General features: G+C 61.5%; 1 protein-coding gene (cut by a window edge). It reads left to right on the top strand.

The genetic code is table 11. The features are described 5' to 3' along the window. Window positions 1-18,028: the 3' portion of a VCBS domain-containing protein gene (locus C5F52_RS08470; RefSeq protein ID WP_104797922.1), read on the top strand. Its footprint begins 21,866 nt before the window's first position; 18,028 of the gene's 39,894 nt are visible here — the last part of the coding sequence; the start codon falls outside the window, past its left edge; the stop codon is at window positions 18,026-18,028.

The following is an 18,028-nucleotide window of genomic DNA, read 5'->3' as shown; positions in this document are numbered from 1 at the left end:
ATTGACCGACACCGACACGGTCGCCATCACTGTCACCGCCGTCAACGACGCACCTGTCAACACCGTGCCTGCCGCGCAAACCACGGCCGAAGACACCGCAAAAGTCATCACCGGCCTGAGCATTGCGGACGTCGATGCAGCCACCGGCAGCATGACCGTCACCCTCAGCGTGGTGCAGGGCACCGTGACGGTGCTCGCCAGCGCTGCAACCACGGCGGGTGTGACGATCACCACCAACGGCACCAGCAGCGTGCAGCTGAGCGGCACCGTCAGCGCCATCAACACCTTGCTGGCCACCACCAACGCCGTCACCTACACCCCAACTGCCAATTACAACGGTGCCGACACGCTGAGCATGAGCACCAGCGACGCAGGCAACACCGGCAGCGGCGGCGCATTGACCGACACCGACACCGCGGCCATCACCGTCACCGCCGTCAACGACGCACCGACCGTGGTTGTGCCCGTGGCACAAAGCACCAACGAAGACACCAATTTGGCCATTGCAGGCCTGAGCATTGCCGACGTCGATGCAGGCACCGGCACCATGACCGTCACCTTGGCTGTGGCGCACGGCACCGTGACCGTGCTCGCAGGCACGGGCGTCACCCTTGCCACCAACGGCACCGCCAGCGTGCAGCTCAGCGGCACCGTCAGCGCCATCAACGCCTTGTTGGCCACGACCAACGCCGTCACCTACAGCCCCACGCTCAACTACAACGGCAGCGACAGCTTGAGCATGGTCGTCAGTGACGGTGGCAACACCGGCGCAGGCGGCACTAAATCGGCCACAGGCAACGTGGCCTTGACGGTCAATGCCGTCAACGACGCGCCGGTCAACACCGTGCCCGCCGCGCAAGCCACGGCCGAAGACACCGCCAAAGTGATCTCGGGTTTGAGCATTGCTGACGTTGACGGTGCCAGCGGCAGCTTCACCGTCACCCTGGCCGTGGGCCATGGCACCGTCTCCGTGCTGGCAGGCACGGGTGTCACGATCAGCAACAACGGCACGACTAGCGTGCAACTGAGCGGCACCGCCAGCGCCATCAACACCTTGCTGGCGACCGCCAGTGCGGTCACCTACACCCCAGCGCTCAATTACAACGGCGCAGACACCCTGAGCCTGACCACCAGCGACGGTGGCAACACCGGCTCGGGCGGCCCGCAAAGCGACATCGACACCGTGGCCATCAACGTCACGGCCGTCAACGACGCACCGGTCAACACCTTGCCCGCCACGCTGGTGACCAACGAAGACACCGTCACCGCCCTCAACGGCTTGAGCGTGACCGATGTCGATGCAGGCACCGCCAGCATCACCGTCACCTTGAGCGTGACCCACGGCGTGCTCAACGCCCAAGCGGCCACCGGCGTGACCATCGCCACCAACGGCACGGCCAGCGTGCAGCTGAGCGGCACCGCCAGCGCCATCAACGCCTTGTTGGCCACAGCCAGCGGCGTGAGCTACACCCCCGCCGCCAACTACAACGGCGCAGACACGCTCACCATGTTCACCAGCGACGGTGGCAACACCGGCAGTGGCGGCACCTTGACCGACACCGACACCATGGCCATCACGGTCAGCCCTGTCAACGACGCGCCGGTTAACACCGTGCCTTTGACCACGCTCACCACCAACGAAGACACGTCTAAAGTCATCACCGGTCTGGTCATTGCTGACACCGATGCAGGCACCGGCAACCTGACCGTCACCCTGTCGGTGGCGCACGGCACCGTGGCTGTTTCGGGTGGCACAGCCACCATCGCTAATAGCGGCACCGCCAGCGTCACCCTCACCGGTACCTTGGCGCAAATCAACGCCACCTTGAGCGCGTTGAATGCCGTCACCTACACCCCAGCGGCCAACTACAACGGCGCCGACGTGTTGACCATGGCCACCAACGACGGTGGCAACACCGGCGGCGCAGCGCAAATCACCACCAGCACCGTGGTGCTCAGCGTCACCGCCGTCAACGACGCGCCTGTGTTGGCCGACACCATCCTCAGCCTGCCCGCTGTGGCGCAGAACTCGGCTGCACCTTCGGGTGCGGTGGGCAATGCCGTCAGCACTTGGCTGGCCGGTATGAGCGATGTGGACGCCAGCGCTGTGCAAGGCATGGCCATCACGGGCGTCAACGCCAACGGCACGCTCTACTACTCGACCGACAGCGGCACCACTTGGACCGCGCTCGATGCCACCACCAGCAACACCCATGCCCTGCTGCTCAAAGCCGATGCCAGCAACCGCGTGTACTTCATGCCCAACGCCAACTACGAGGGCATTGCGGCAGACGCTTTCAGCTTCCGTGCCTGGGACCAAACCAGCGGCGCGCAGGGCAGCTACGTCAGCACCGCCACCAACGGCGGCACCAGCGCTTTCTCCACCTTCACCGAGGCGGTCAGCCAATCGGTCGGCAAAACACTCACCATCGACACCGTGTCGCTGGACAACTTGTTGGCCATCAACGAAGCCGTGCACCTCAGCGGTACCGCCGCCAACGGGGCTAGCGTGTCGCTCAACATCAACATCAACGGCACCACACGCACACTCACGGCCGACGTAAACACAGGCTTGTGGTCTTACGACCTGAAGTTGGAGCCCATGGTCCGTTACGTCATGGTGCGCAAAACTTTGACGAATGGCAGCGCGTCTTACACGGCAGGCGGCAATGGCGTTTTCACCATCAGCGAAGTGCAGGCCATGCAAGGCAGCAACAACGTGGCCTTGGGTAAAACCGTCACCACCTCGTTGCAGGCAGCGGCCCCCGCATCGCTGGTGACCGATGGCAGCACAGGCACGTTTGAAATCAACGGCACCGGCACGGGCATCACGTTTGAGGCCTGGGTGCAGGTCGACTTGGGCGGTTATTACCGCCTCGACAGCATCAAGGCCACGGGCCGTGGCGATTACGTGGACCGCACCAACGGCGCCACCATCTACACCTCGATTCAAGACATGTCGGGCATGACCACGGCCCAACTGACCGCCGCAGTCAGCGCGGCCACTGTGTCGAGCACAGACATCGCTGGCTTGACCAGTGGCTCAACCACCTTCACCGCCACGCAACCCAACGCGGCGGACAAAGAAGTCATCAACGCGGGTGCCAACACCATCACCGCCACGGCGACCGATGGCAACAGCGTGGTCACCACGGCCAGCAAAACCGTCACGCTCGATGCGGTATTGCCCGCCATCACAAGCTTGTCTGTCACCAGCGCCACCGGCGCGATGGGCACTTGGCTCAACACCGGCGATGTGGTCACGGCCACCGTCAACTTGGGTGAAGACGTCATCGTCACCGGCACGCCCCAGTTGGGCTTGACCGTGGGCAGCACCTTGGTGCAAGCCACTTACGATGCGGCCAGCTCGACCGCCCGCGTGCTCAAGTTCAACTACACCGTAGCGGCCACGCTCAACGACACCAACGGCATCAGCTTGCCCGCCAATGCGCTCACGCTCAACGGCGGCAGCATCAAAGACGCCGCTGGCAACAACGCCAACCTCGCCAGCGTGGCTGTGGTTGACAACGCCAACTTCAACGTCGACACCACTGCACCCCAAGCCGTAGCCGACAGCGCCAACGGCACAGAAAACACCACCAGCCTGAGCGGTGATGTGTCCACCAACGACACCGTCACTCCCAAAGACGGCTCAGAAAGCTACACCGTCAGCGGCGCTGCCGTGGGAACCTACGGCACACTGGCCTTGGCCAGCAGCGGCACTTGGACCTACACCCGCAACAGCACCAGCCTCAAGACCATCGCGGCCAACGCGGTCGATGTTTTCAACTACGCCGTCACCGACCGTGCAGGCAACACCACCAGCAGCACCCTGACTGTCACCTTGGTGCCCGTCAACGATGCGCCCGTCAACACCGTGTCTGCCGCGCAAACCACGGACGAAGACTCCGCCAAAGTGATCACCGGTTTGAGCATTGCCGACGTCGATGCGCTCTCGGGCAGCATGACCGTCACCCTGTCGGTGGCAAACGGCACCTTGGCTGTGGTCGGTGGCACTGCCACCATCGCAGGCAGTGGCACCGCCAGCGTCACGCTGACCGGCACTCTGACGCAAATCAACGCCACCTTGAGCGCCACCAACGGGGTGACTTACACCCCGACGGCCAACTACAACGGCACCGACACGCTGACCATGCTGACCAACGACGGTGGCAACACCGGCGGTGCAGCGCAAACCGACAGCGATGCCGTGAGCATCACCATCACAGCGGTCAACGACGCGCCTATGGTCACCATGCCCGCCGCCCAAACCACGCTCGAAGACACTGCGCTGGTCGTCTCTGGCTTGAGCTTCACCGACGTGGACGCAGGCACCGGCACCATGACGGCCACCCTGGCCGTCACGCAAGGCACGGTCGAGGTGTTGGCCAGTGCCGCCACCACCGCAGGCGTGACTGTTGCCACCAACAACAGTGCCAGCGTGCAATTGACTGGCACCTTGAGCGCCATCAACGCCCTGTTGGCCACGGCCAATGCGGTCACCTACCGCCCCAGCGCCAACTACAACGGCAGCGACACCTTGAGCCTGACCGTCAACGACGGCGGCAACACCGGCGGCGTGGCACAAATCGGCACGGGCACCGTGGGCATCACCGTCACGGCCGTCAACGACGCGCCTGTGCTGGCCGACACCGCCTTGAGCTTCACCACACTGGCCGAAGACGCCGCTGCACCGTCGGGTGCTGTGGGCTCGTTGGTCAGCAGCCTGGTGGGCGGCATCAGCGATGCCGACACGGGCGCACTCAAAGGCATCGCCATCACCGGCACCAACACCGCCAACGGCACGCTCTACTACAGCACCAATGCAGGCACCACCTGGACGGCCGTGGGCGCTGTCAGCAGCACCAGCGCTTTGCTCTTGGCGTCTGACGCCAACACCCGCCTGTACTACCAACCCGCTGCCAATTACAACGGCACCACCACCGACGCCGTCAGCTTGGTGGCGTGGGACCATACCAGCGGCACCGCAGGCACCAAAGTCACCACCGCCACCAACGGCGGCAGCAGCGCTTTCTCCATCGCCTCAGACACCGTGAGTTTGACGGTCACCGCCGTCAACGACGCGCCAGTGCTCGACGCCACCCAGTCGCCCGCTTTGGGTGCGGTCATTCAAAATGCCGCAGCACCTGTCAACGGCACGGCGGCAGGCACCTTGGTCAGCGCTTTGGTGGCCGGCGTCAGCGATGTCGACACCAGCGCTCTCAAGGGCATCGCCATCACCGGCACCAACACCGCCAACGGCACGCTGTACTACAGCACCGATGCAGGCACCACCTGGACGGCTGTGGGCGCTGTCAGCAGCACCAACGCTTTGCTGTTGGCCTCAGACACCAACACCCGCCTGTACTACAAGCCAACCGCCAACACCAGCGGCGCCACGTCAGACGCGATCACCTTCATGGCTTGGGACCAGAGCACGGGCACGGCTGGCAGCAAAGTCAGCACCGCCGGCAATGGCGGCAGCAGTGCGTTCTCCAGCGTCACCGACACCGTCAGCCAATACGTGGTGGCGCCGGTCGCCATCAACGCTGTGTCCACCGACAACTTGGTGAGCGCGAGCGAAACTCTGGTGGTCAGCGGCACAGCCGATGCGGGGGCCACTGTGGCCGTCACCATCGGTGGCAACAGTTACAACGTCACGGCCAATGGCAGTGGCGTCTGGACCTACACCGGCAACGCCAGCTCCACCATGCTCAGCGTGGGCGCCAACACCATCACCGCCACTGAAGCGGTGTCGGGCGTGAGCAGCAATGCCAACGTGTCGGTCACGCTGGACAGTGCTGCGCCCACCGTGACGGGCTTGTCCATCACCGATGCGTCTGGCGCACAAAACAACACGCTCAACGCCTTGGATACCCTCACCTTCAGTGTGGCCATGAGCGAAGCGGTGGTGGTCACAGGCACGCCGCGATTGGCTCTGAACTTCAACGGTTCGGTCAACACCTACGCCACCTACGACAGCGCCAACTCCACGGCCACCTTGCTCAAGTTCAAGTACATCGTGATGCCCGGTGTCAACGACACCAACGGCGTCAGTGTGGATGCCAATGCCTTGAGCCTCAACGGCGGCACCATCAAAGACACTGCTGGCAATGACGCCGTGCTGAGCACTTCCGCGCTCACCGACAACGCCAACTACTTGGTGGACACCAGCGCCCCCGCAGCCCCAGTGCTGACCTTGGGCACCGGCGTGACCGGTGGCGCAACGTCTGCCGAAGCCATCGCCAGCACGGGCGTGATTTCGCTCACAGCCGAGCCAAGTGCGAGTGTGGTCGTGACCTTTACCAACGGCTCGCACAGTGTGCAAAAAACCGTCACAGGCAACGGCGCCACCGCCGTGCCTGTGGTGCTGAATGCCACCGACCTGAGCACGCTCACCGACGGCACCATCAGCGTGACGGCCACCGCCACCGACCTCGCAGGCAACGCCAGCCTCACCAACGGCACCACCAGCTTTGTGCTCGACACCGCAGCCCCATCCACCCCCACCGGCGCGCCGACCGCGTATGTGGACGATGTGGGCAGCATCACCAACACCGCCAGCACAGCGGCCAACACCGACGACACCACGCCGGGCATCAAACTGCCCACGGGCCTGACCACGTCGGGCAACACCGTCAAGTTGTATGTGGACGGTGTGCTCACCGCTGCCACCTACGACAACACCACCGGTGTGTTGACGCCCAGCAGCGCGCTGGCCACCAGCGCCACCGCCAAGAGCTTCACCTACACCCTGACCGATGCCGCAGGCAACGAAAGCGGCCAAAGCCCGGCGCTCAGCATCACCATCTTGGCCGCGCCGGTGTTCACCAGCGGCACCACCGCCAGCGTGGCAGAAAACACGGCCACCAGCACAGCCGCTTACACCGCCGCAGCGGGCACCGGCATCACTTACAGCATTGACACCGCTGTAGGTGCCGATGGCAGCAAGTTCGCCATCAACAGCAGCACCGGTGCGCTGACCTTCATCGCCTCGCCCAACTACGAGGCCCCCACCGACGCGGGCACCAACAACGTGTACGACGTGACCGTGCGCGCCACCAACGTGGCCGGTGGTTACACCAACCAAACCGTGGCCGTGACGGTGACCAACGTCAACGAAGCGCCGGTCAACACCGTGCCTTTGACCACACTCACCGTCAACGAAGACACTGCGCTGGCCATCACCGGCATCAGCGTGGCCGACGTGGACGGCAACTTGACCACCACGCAACTGAGCGCCCCCAACGGCGCGCTGACCGTCACCTTGTCTGGCGGCGTGACCGTCTCTGCGGGTGTGAACGGTTCGGCCTCCATGACCTTGAGCGGCACAGCGGCCAACATCAACACGGTGTTGGCCACGCTCAGCTACAAAGGCAAAGCCAACTACAACGGCGCTGATGTGCTGACCGTGCTGACCACCGATGCCGGTGGCTTGACCGACAGCGACGCGGTCAACATCACGGTGACGTCTGTCAACGATGCGCCTGTGTTGGCCACAGGCTCGACCTTGGCCTATACCGAAAACCAAATCGCCACCGCCATCAACACCGCCATCGGTTTGAGCGACGTGGACAACACCACCTTTGCCTCAGCCACCGTGACCGTCAAAGACGCCAGCAACAACGTGCTGGCCGAAGACGTGCTCAGCTTCACCAACGTGAGCATGGGCAACATCACCGGCAGCTTTGCCAGCGGTGTGTTGACCCTGACATCGGCAGGCAACACCGCCACGCAAGCGCAATGGCAAGCCGCCTTGCGCGCCGTGACCTACAGCAACACGTCAGACGCCCCCAGCACCAGCGCGCGGACCGTGAGCTACAAAATCAACGATGGTTCGGCTGACTCGAACGTGGTCACCTCGACCGTCAACCTCACGCTCGTCAACGACGCGCCTGTGTTGGCCGACACCCCAGTGAGTCTGCCTGCGCTCCTCAAGGGCAACACCGCAGTCCCCGTCAACGGCTCGGCCGTGGGCGCTTTGGTCAGCGACTTGGTCGGCGGCATCACCGATCCAGACGCCAGCGCGCAAACTGGCATCGCCATCACCGGCGTCAGTGCAGGTGGCACGCTTTACTACAGCACCGACAACGGTGGCACTTGGACCGCGTTCACTGACTTCACGGCCAACCGTGCTCTGGCCTTGCTGAGCAACAGCACCAACCGCATTTACTACGTGCCCGCCAGTACCGACACTGGCACTGTGGCCAGCGCCTTGACCTTCCGCGCTTGGGACCGTTCCGGCGGTGCCGCCGAGGGTGCGGTGACTTGGTTCACGGGGCCTTCGGCTTCGTACTCCACAGCCACCGACGTGATCAGCCAATACATCGTGACCCCTGTCACGGTCAACGCCGTGTCTACCGACAACTTGGTGGGCGCATCTGAAGCGCTGGTCGTCAGCGGCACGTCCGATGCGGGTGCCACAGTGACCGTCAGCATTGGCGGCAACAACTACAACGTCACGGCCAATGGCAGCGGCGTTTGGACCTACACCGGTGCTGCCAGCTCGACCCTGCTCAGCGCAGGGGCCAACACCATCACCGCCACCGAAGTGGTGTCGGGTGTGAGCAGCAGTGCCAACGTGTCGGTGACCCTAGATGCCATAGCGCCCACCGTGACCAATGTGGCCATCACGGGCAACACGGGCATTCAGAACAACACGCTCAATGTAGGCGACACCATCACATGGACGGTCACCACCAGCGAAGCGGTGACGGTGACCGGCACGCCTCAGCTGACCCTGACCATGGGCAGCACCCCTGTGCTGGCCAACTACGTCAGCGGCTCGGGCAGCACGGCGTTGACCTTCAGCTACACCATCAAGGCGGGCGACACCGATGCCAACGGCATCAGCGTGCCGGCCAATGCCTTGGTGCTCAATGGCGGCACCATCAAAGACACGGCCACCAACAACGCCACGTTGACCACCTCGGCCATCACCGACAACGCCAGCTACAAGGTCGATACAACAGCCCCCACGGTATCGAGCATGTCTCTCAGCGCCACTGGTGCGAGCATGGGCTACCTGAACGCCAATGACGTGGTCACCGCCACCGTCAACTTCAGCGAAGCCGTGACGGTGACCAACACCCCGCAACTCACCCTCAACATTGGCGGCACTCTGGTGCAGGCCAACTATGCGGGTGGTTCGGGCACCACGGCGTTGACCTTCACCTACACCATCCTCGCCAACCAAACCGACACCAATGGCATCAGCTTTGACCCCAATGCCTTGTCGCTCAACACCACGGGCACCATCAAAGACGCCGCAGGTAACAACGCCACCCTGACGACCGCGCTTGTGGCGGACAACGCGGGCTACAAGGTAGACAACACCGCACCGGCAGCGTTGACGCTGAGTTTGTCGCAAGACACCGGTACCAGCACCACCGATTTGTTGACCAACAACGCCCGCATCAAAGATGGTGCGTTTGAGGTCTATGGTGGTTTGAATCTCTACAGTGGCAACACCACGGGTGCCGTGCTGCAAGGTTGGACCAGTGTGACGGGCCTGAGCGCTGCCCGTATTTCGGCCACCATCAATGGTGCAGGTATTGGTGTGTCCTTTGTGAGCAAGGTGCTGACTGAAAGCTCGTCTGCGGGTCAATACACCGCATGGATCGGTTTTTACGATGGCAGTTACACCAAAGCGGTGAAGGTGCAATTTAAAGAAGAAATCGACTCGGTCACGGGGCAGCCCGTGGTCAAGGTGTATGGCTTGGCCTCGCAGTACGGCAGCGGCGACCAGACCAGCACCTTCACGGGAGGTTCTAACAACAACTACAACATCTATGAGTTGCGCATCAAACCGCTGGCCAGTACCGATGCGTTTGACCCATCCATGGGCACCCAGCTTTACTACAACATCGATGGCGCAGGTTTCACTGCGTCCTCTTACACCGCACCCACCACAACGGGCACGCACACCGTGCAAATGCGCCAGACCGATGCCGCAGGCAACGTCACCGACAGCAATGTGCTCAGCTTCACGCTGGATGCCACCGCGCCCACAGGCGGAACGTTGACCTTGGCGGCCGATACGGGCGCTGTCAACAACGATGGCATCACCAACAACAACCAGATCAACGTGACGAGCCTCGAAGGCGGCACGACCACTTGGCAATACAGCATTGATTCGGGTGTGAATTGGGCGACGGGCACAGGCACCAGCTTCACGCTCGCCGATGGCACGTATGCCGCCAACGCCGTGCAAGTGCGCCAGACCGACGCGGCAGGCAATGTGCAGGCCACGCCTGCCAAATATGCCTCGACCATCAAGATCGACACAGGCGTACCTGCTGCACCTTCGGCGGTGTACATGAGCGACGACCACGGCACCAGCGGCAGCGACTGGACAAGCACCAGCGACGGTGGGTACACCACCTTCTACGTGGTGTCTACCGCAGGCACACGTCCTTATGGCGAAACCGCGCAGTACAGCACCGATGGGGGCACCACATGGGTGAGTACCAGCGCCACGGTGATGACCGACACAGGCTATGGCATCGTGATGCAGGGCACTTTGCCCACGGTGACCACCACTTACACCTTCCGTATCCTCGATACGGCGGGTAACGTGTCATCGACCATTAGCAAAACCTACACGCCCAGTGCCTTGCCCACAGGGGCGGCAACGGCCACCACCTTTACGGTGCCAACCACGGCAGACAGCAGCACACAGATCGGCTCTGCCAGTGACGACACGTTTGTGCTGAGCCAAGCAGGCATCACCAACTACCTGAGCCAGTCCACGGCCTATCTTGAAGGCCGTGGCGGCAACGACACCTTGCAATTGGCGGGCGCAGGCACCAGCTTGAACCTGATCAACTACATGAACGACTACACCTTGAACAAGATTCAGGGCATGGAGTTCATCGACATGAGCACCGATGCAGGCGCACAGACCTTGATCGGTAACGCGCAAGCCTTTTTAGCCTTGACCAAAGGGGCGTGGTTGAACAATTCGAACTTGGCCACCGGCAATTACCAAATGGTGATCAAGGGCACCAGTGCCGACACCTTGGTGTTGGGCAAGGGCGATGGTTTTGATGTGTCGGGTTTTGTCAAAGGGGCCACCATCAGCAGCGCTGCCAATGCGGGCGCGGTCTATGACGACGGCATCAGCTACGACATCTGGACCGACGCTTATTTGAGAGTGCAGTTGTTGGTGCAAACCGGCATCAACGTCAACGTTGAAACCGCGGCCACCAATGCGGCCCCTGTGTTGGCCGATACGGTGCTGAGCTTGACGACGACGACCAAAAATGCCGCTGTACCTACAGGTGCCGTGGGCGATTTGGTCAGCAGCTTGGTGGGCGGCGTTACCGACAGCTTTGCGGCCTCACAGAAAGGCATTGCCATCACAGGTGTCAACGCCAACGGCACGCTTTACTACAGCACCGACGGTGGCAGCAACTGGACAGCCGCCACGGGCACGTCAGATAACAACGCTTTGTTGCTGGCCGCTGACGGCGACAACCGTGTGTTCTTCAAACCCAACGCCAACTACCTCGGCACCTTGGCTGATGCCATCACCCTTCGTGGTTGGGACCGCACCAGCGGTACCGATGGCGCTTACTTCAGTGCCGCGATCAACGGCACCGCCACGGCGTTCTCGACCGCGACCGATACGGTGTCTCAGCAGGTGATCGTGCCTGTCACCATCAATGCCGTATCCACCGACAACGTCTTGGCCAGCAGCGAAGCGCTGGTGGTCACAGGTACGGCTGCGGCCAATGCCACGGTGGCCTTGAGTTTTGGTGGACAGACCGTCAACGTGACAGCCGACGCCACGGGCAACTGGACTTATGACGGCACCAAGGTGCGTTACATCATGGTGCGCAAGACGCTGGCCACTTCATTGGCAGCGGCAGATGGCTACTTGACAGTGGGTGATGTTTCTGCCATTCAAACAGGCACAGGCACCAACGTGGCTTTGACTGCCACGCAAACGGTGTCGAGTGCGAGTGCGTTCTATTGGAGCTCGGGCGGGTACACCACCAATGGCAGTGTTCATGACGCGAATTTCACAACATTTGCCGAAGCCTATGGCAACTCGGGCTCTCTGACGGCAGACGGCGATGCCTGGGTGCAGCTGGACTTGGGTGCTGCGTATGCGCTATCCAAGATTCAGGTGAATTCGCGCAGTGGCGACGTAGCCTTCAGTGACCGCTTGAATGGTGCAAACATCTACGCGTCGGTCAATGACATGAGTGGCATGACTCGTGCGCAACTCAATGCATCTGCGGCAGTCAATGCTGTGACGCTCAGTGGCTTGGCCGCTAGCACCACTTCACAGGCATTCACCAACAATGCGCCATCGATCTTAGGCAGTGAATTGCCAGCCACCGCAACCATCACCGCGCAGCAAACGGTGTCGGGCTTCACCACCACCGCATCGACCAATGTGAGCGTGTTCTCGTTGGTAAGCAGCAGCCCTGCGGACAACGGCTTTGTGGCTTACTCTGCTTTGGGTAACGACATCACGCTGACCTTTAACCAAAACACGGTCAAGGGCACGGGCAACATAGTTTTGTACTACTCGACAGGTGCCTTGATAGATGTGTTTGATGTGGCTACCAGCAGCTCCATCACAGGCTGGGGCTCCAAGACCTTGATCTTCAATCCAACTTCCAGCTTGGCAGCCAATACCAGCTACTTCCTGCAGATCGACCCTACGGCCGTGAAAGACAGTGCGGGTGATGCTTATGCGGGCATTGGCAATACGACGAGCTTGAACTTCACCACAGCCGCCGCAGATGGCAGTATTTCTGCCAATCCGCTTTACACCGATTCCAGCACCACCAGCTACTTGGGCCAGACCGTGTCGAGCGCCGGAGATGTCAACGGTGACGGCTTCGATGACTACATCGTGGCGGCACCGGGCATCAGCGCAGCGTTTGTCATTTACGGCAACGCCAGTGGTGTGGGCACGAATTTGCCCAGCGACACGATTGCCGCTTCCAAGGGCTTCAAAATTTCGGGGGGCAACTCGCTGGGCTATTCTGTGTCTGGCTTGGGCGACGTGAACGGTGACGGCTATGCCGACGTGGCAGTCAGCACCAAGGAAACAACCGGTTCGGTGTACGTGGTGTACGGCGGTGCCAACCTGGGCAATGCGGTGACCTTCACAGGCGCGAGCTTTGACATTGCCAGCAGCAGTGGTTTCAAAATCACCGGTGCTGCCAACGACAAATTGGGCGTTTCGATTGCAGGTGCGGGCGACGTCAACGGCGATGGCTTGGCCGACATGATTGTGGGTGGCGAGGGGACCAACTCGGCCACTTATGTGGTGTACGGCCGTGCAGGCAGCACGGGCCTGAGCCTGGCCGGTGGCAGCATTGTGGCTGCCGATGGTTTTGAAATTGTTGGCCCAATCACCAATTACTTTGGCTCTGCCGTCTCAGGCGCAGGCGATGTCAACGGCGACGGCTTGGCCGACGTGATTGTGGGCGCCTACGGTGCGCACGCTGCCTTTGTGGTGTTTGGCAACAGCACCGGTACCACGGCCACGATCAGCGGTTCAGGCGATACAGCATCCATCGCAGCAGGCAGTGGCTTCAAGATTTTTTCTGCAGCTGCAGGCAACCAATTGGGCGCCACTGTATCGAGCGCAGGCGACGTCAACGGTGACGGTTTGGCCGACGTGATTGTGGGTGATACGGGCAACTACAACGCTTATGTGATCTACGGCAAAACCAGCAACACCACGGTAGACATCAACACCGCGAACAATTTGACAGTGGCCAGCACCGGCTTCAGGATCATGGGTTCAGGAACAGCGTCGCAGGGGCAGACTGGGCGGATGGTGTCAAGCGCGGGCGATGTGAACGGTGATGGTTTTGCCGATCTGTTGGTCGGACCTCAGACGCCAAGCTCGGGTTTCGCCATGGTGGTGTACGGCAGTGCCAGCGGCACCACGGTGGATGTGGGCGGTGGCACCATCGCCTCGGCTGCCGGATTCAAGATCACGGGTTCAACCAACGGCTATTTTGCCTTTTCGGCTGCAACTGCGGGCGACATCAACGGCGATGGTTTGAGTGACTTGGTTTTGGGCACCTACAGCGGTGCCGCGCCAGGCTACAGCCTGCTTTTGGGCGGCACACAGTGGATCACCACCGCTGTCAGCGGCAGCGGCACCGTGACGGGCACCACAGCCGCAGAAGCCGTCATCGGTTCGGCCAATGCCGACGTGCTGACGGGCGGCGGTGGTGTGGACCGTTTCTATGCAGGCTTGGGCAACGACGTCATCGTGCTCACCGCCAGCGACATCACCAACTTAGGCGACAACGCAACGGGTCAAACGGCCAAGGCTGTGGTGAACGGTGGCGGTGGTTTTGACACCCTGCGCTTGAGCGGTGGTTCGGCACTGAATTTGACAACGATCAGCAATGCGGGTGCGATGGGCTTGGAAGAAAACAGCCGCATTGAGAGCATTGAGCGCATTGACATGGCGACCGATACTGCAGCCAACACGCTGACGCTGACGGCGGCTGATGTGAAAGACATGGCGGGCCTGAACCAGATTCGTCTCGGCACCAGTGCCGACGGCAAGACCTGGACTAACGTGAGCGGCACCGCCCTGAGCGCTGCCACGCTGTTCCACCAATTGGTGGTGGACGGCACAGCCGCCGACACGCTGAACTTGAAAAACTCGCAGGGCGTGTGGGTGAATGCAGGCACCGTGAGCGATGGCACCAGCAACTATGTGGTGTACCAAAACGCATCTTCTGACGCGCAGGTGTTAGTGCGCTCGGGTGTGACGGTCACCACGCCGATTGTGTTGGTCAGCAGCAGCCCTGCCGACAACAGCTACGTGACGGCGTTGAGCGACAACCTGACGCTGACCTTCAGCGAAGCCACGGCCAAAGGCACGGGTAACATCGTGCTCTACAACGCCTCAGGCACGGCGGTTGAAACGTTTGACGTGGTGAGCAGCGGTTTGGTGACAGGCTGGGGTAGCAACACCCTGACCATCAACCCCACAGCCAGCCTGACGGCAGGCACAGGCTATTACCTCCAGATTGCGGCCACCGCCATCAAGGACAGCACCGGCTATCCGGCCTTGGGCATTGCTGATACGTCCACGTTGAGTTTCATCACGGTCGCGACCGATGGCAGCTATCCAGTGAGCATCCTCTCTGGCCCCTCAGGAAGCCACATGGGCGTAAGCGTGTCCAGTGCGGGCGACGTCAACGGAGACGGTATTGATGATTTCATCGTGGGTTCGCCGCAGGAGCTTACGTCGACCGGTAGTTCTAATGGCGGTGCGGCGTACGTGGTGTATGGCAATACGACAGGCAATTTCCCTGTCCTGAGTGGCGGCACCATTGCGGCCTCTGCGGGCTTCAAAATCTCGGGCAATGACTCTAGCAACTATTTGGGCCTTGACGTGACCGGTATTGGTGACATCAATGGCGATGGCATGGCGGACGTGTTGGTGGGTGCACAAGGCATAGGCGCTGCCTATGTCGTGTATGGCAATGCCACAGGCACAGGGGCCAGCATTGCGTACAACGCATCCGGCCCGGGTGCACTCACAGCGCCTGCGGGTGGCTTCGCCATCTTGGGCTCAGTGGCGGCCAATGGTTACTTTGGCTATTCCGTCTCGGGTGTGGGTGATGTCAATGGCGATGGGTTCAGCGATTTCATCGTCAACTCAGCGGGCACCTCATCAGCCTTTGTGATTTACGGCGGCGCGCAAAACGGCCAAACTTTGGACATCAGCGGTGGCACCATCGGCGCCACACGTGGTTACAAAATCACCACCTTGGGCAGCAGTTCTTCGAATACCGTTTCGGGCGCGGGCGACGTTAACGGTGACGGTTTGGCCGACATCATCGTGGCGGATTATTCCGATGGAAACGCAACATCTGCCAGCGACCGACAAGGTCGCGCTGTTGTGATTTTCAGCAACGCGGCGGGAACCGTGCCAAGTGATCTGAACAACATCACAGCGACTCAGGGTTTCAAAATCACGGGCTATGCGTCCAACACGGCGTATAACTTCAGCCAAGTGTCTTCGGTGGGCGACGTGAACGGTGATGGTTTGGGTGACGTGGCCGTGGTCACAGCTGGCCGTTTGTATGTGGTGTTTGGCATGGCAACCGGTGCAGCGGTTGATTTGAGTAACTTCACGTCAACACAGGGCTTCACTTTTGCGACCAACCCATTCAGTGCGTTCAAATCGGTGTCTTCGGCCGGCGATGTCAACGGCGATGGTTTGAACGACATCATCGTGGGCGATGGCAACAACAACCAAGCCTTTGTGGTGTACGGCAAGACCTCCGGTACAGGCATCACCACAACCCTGAATACGGACGCCATTGCGACCAGCGACGGCTTCAGGATTGCAGGGGCAGCCAGCACCCAGCTGGGCTGGGGTGTCTCCAACGCCGGTGACATCAACGGCGACGGCTTGGCCGACTTGATTGTGGGTTCACCACAAACCAGCAGCTATGCAGGCGGCTACAGCGTTATTTTGGGTGGCACGCAGTGGGTGACTTCTGCCATCAGCGGCACCGGCACGGTGACTGGCACCAGCGTGGATGAAGCCATCATCGGCTCGGCCAGTGCCGACACCCTGACGGGCGGCGGCGGTGTGGACCGTTTCTATGCCGGCTTGGGCAACGACACCATCGTGCTCATAGCCAGTGACGTGGCCAACTTGGCCAACAACACCGCCAGTGGCCCCAAAGCCTTGGTGAATGGCGGCGGTGGCTTTGACACCTTGCGCATGAGCGGCGGTGCCAACCTGAACCTGACCACCATCAGCAACGCGGGTGCGATGGGCTTGGAAGAAAACAGCCGCATCGAAAGCATCGAGCGCATTGACCTGAGCACCGACACAGCGGCCAACACGCTGACGCTGACCGCCAGAGACGTGGCCGACATGGCGGGCTTTAACCAGATTCATCTGGGCTTGAGCGCAGATGGCAAGACCTGGGCAAGCGGCACCTACACGCTGGGCAGCACCGTGGCTTATCACCAACTGGTGGTGGATGCGGGCAGCAACGATGTGATCAGCTTGAAGAACACCTTTGGCACTTGGGCATCCAGCGGCACGGTGAGCGATGGCACCAGCACATTCAGCGTGTACACCAACGCGGCGCTGAACAGCCAAGTGCTGGTCAAGAGCGGCGCGACGGTGAACATGAACGTGGCCCCGTTGGTGCTGGACTTGAACCGCGACGGCATCATCAGCTACAGCACCGTGACGATGGACGTGAACGGTGATGGCCACCTCGACACCACGGCTTGGGCGGCAGCGCAAGACGGCGTGTTGGTGTGGGACAAGTTCGCTGATGGCTTGGTGTACGACAACAGCCAGTACGCGTTTGCGCAGTACGCCACCACGTACACCGCAGGCCAACCCGTGACCGACTTGCAAGGCTTGGCCGAGGCGTTTGACAGCAACCACGATGGCAAGTTCGACGCGCAAGACGCGAAGTTTGCCGAGTTCAAGGTGTGGCAAGACGTGAACCAAAACGGCGTGAGCGACGCAGGCGAAGTGCGCAGCTTGGCCGATTGGGGCATCACCTCGATCAACCTGAGCAGCGACGGCGTGGTGCGCACACCGGCAACCGGCGTGACCGAAGCGGGCCAGACCACGGCGACCTCTGCTGATGGTTCGACCGTGCTGGTGGCGGATGCTGCGTTTGCCTACAGCAGCGTGAACTACAGCCTGAGCACGGTGTCTGGCGATGCCACCTCGGTGAAGCTGAACCTGTTGGGCGCCCACATGAACCTCGACCTGTCGAGCTTCGTGGCCCAGCACGGCGCGGTGGATGCGGTGGACCTGAGCGGCACCGGCGCCAACACGTTGAAGATCAACCTGACCGATGTGTTGCACGGCACCTTGCAAGTCAACGGCGACGCCGACGACACCGTGGTGCTCAACACCGCTGACTGGACCGACGCAGGCCAAACCTTGCTGCAAAACGGCCACCAGTACGAGGTGTACAACGCCAACGCGCATGTGAACGCGCAGCTGCTGATCGAGCAGCACATGGGGGTGCAAAACGTCTAA

This window comes from Limnohabitans sp. TS-CS-82, assembly GCF_002943475.1.
Note: the sequence above shows the minus strand (reverse complement) of the source record. Positions and strands in the feature narration are given on the sequence as shown.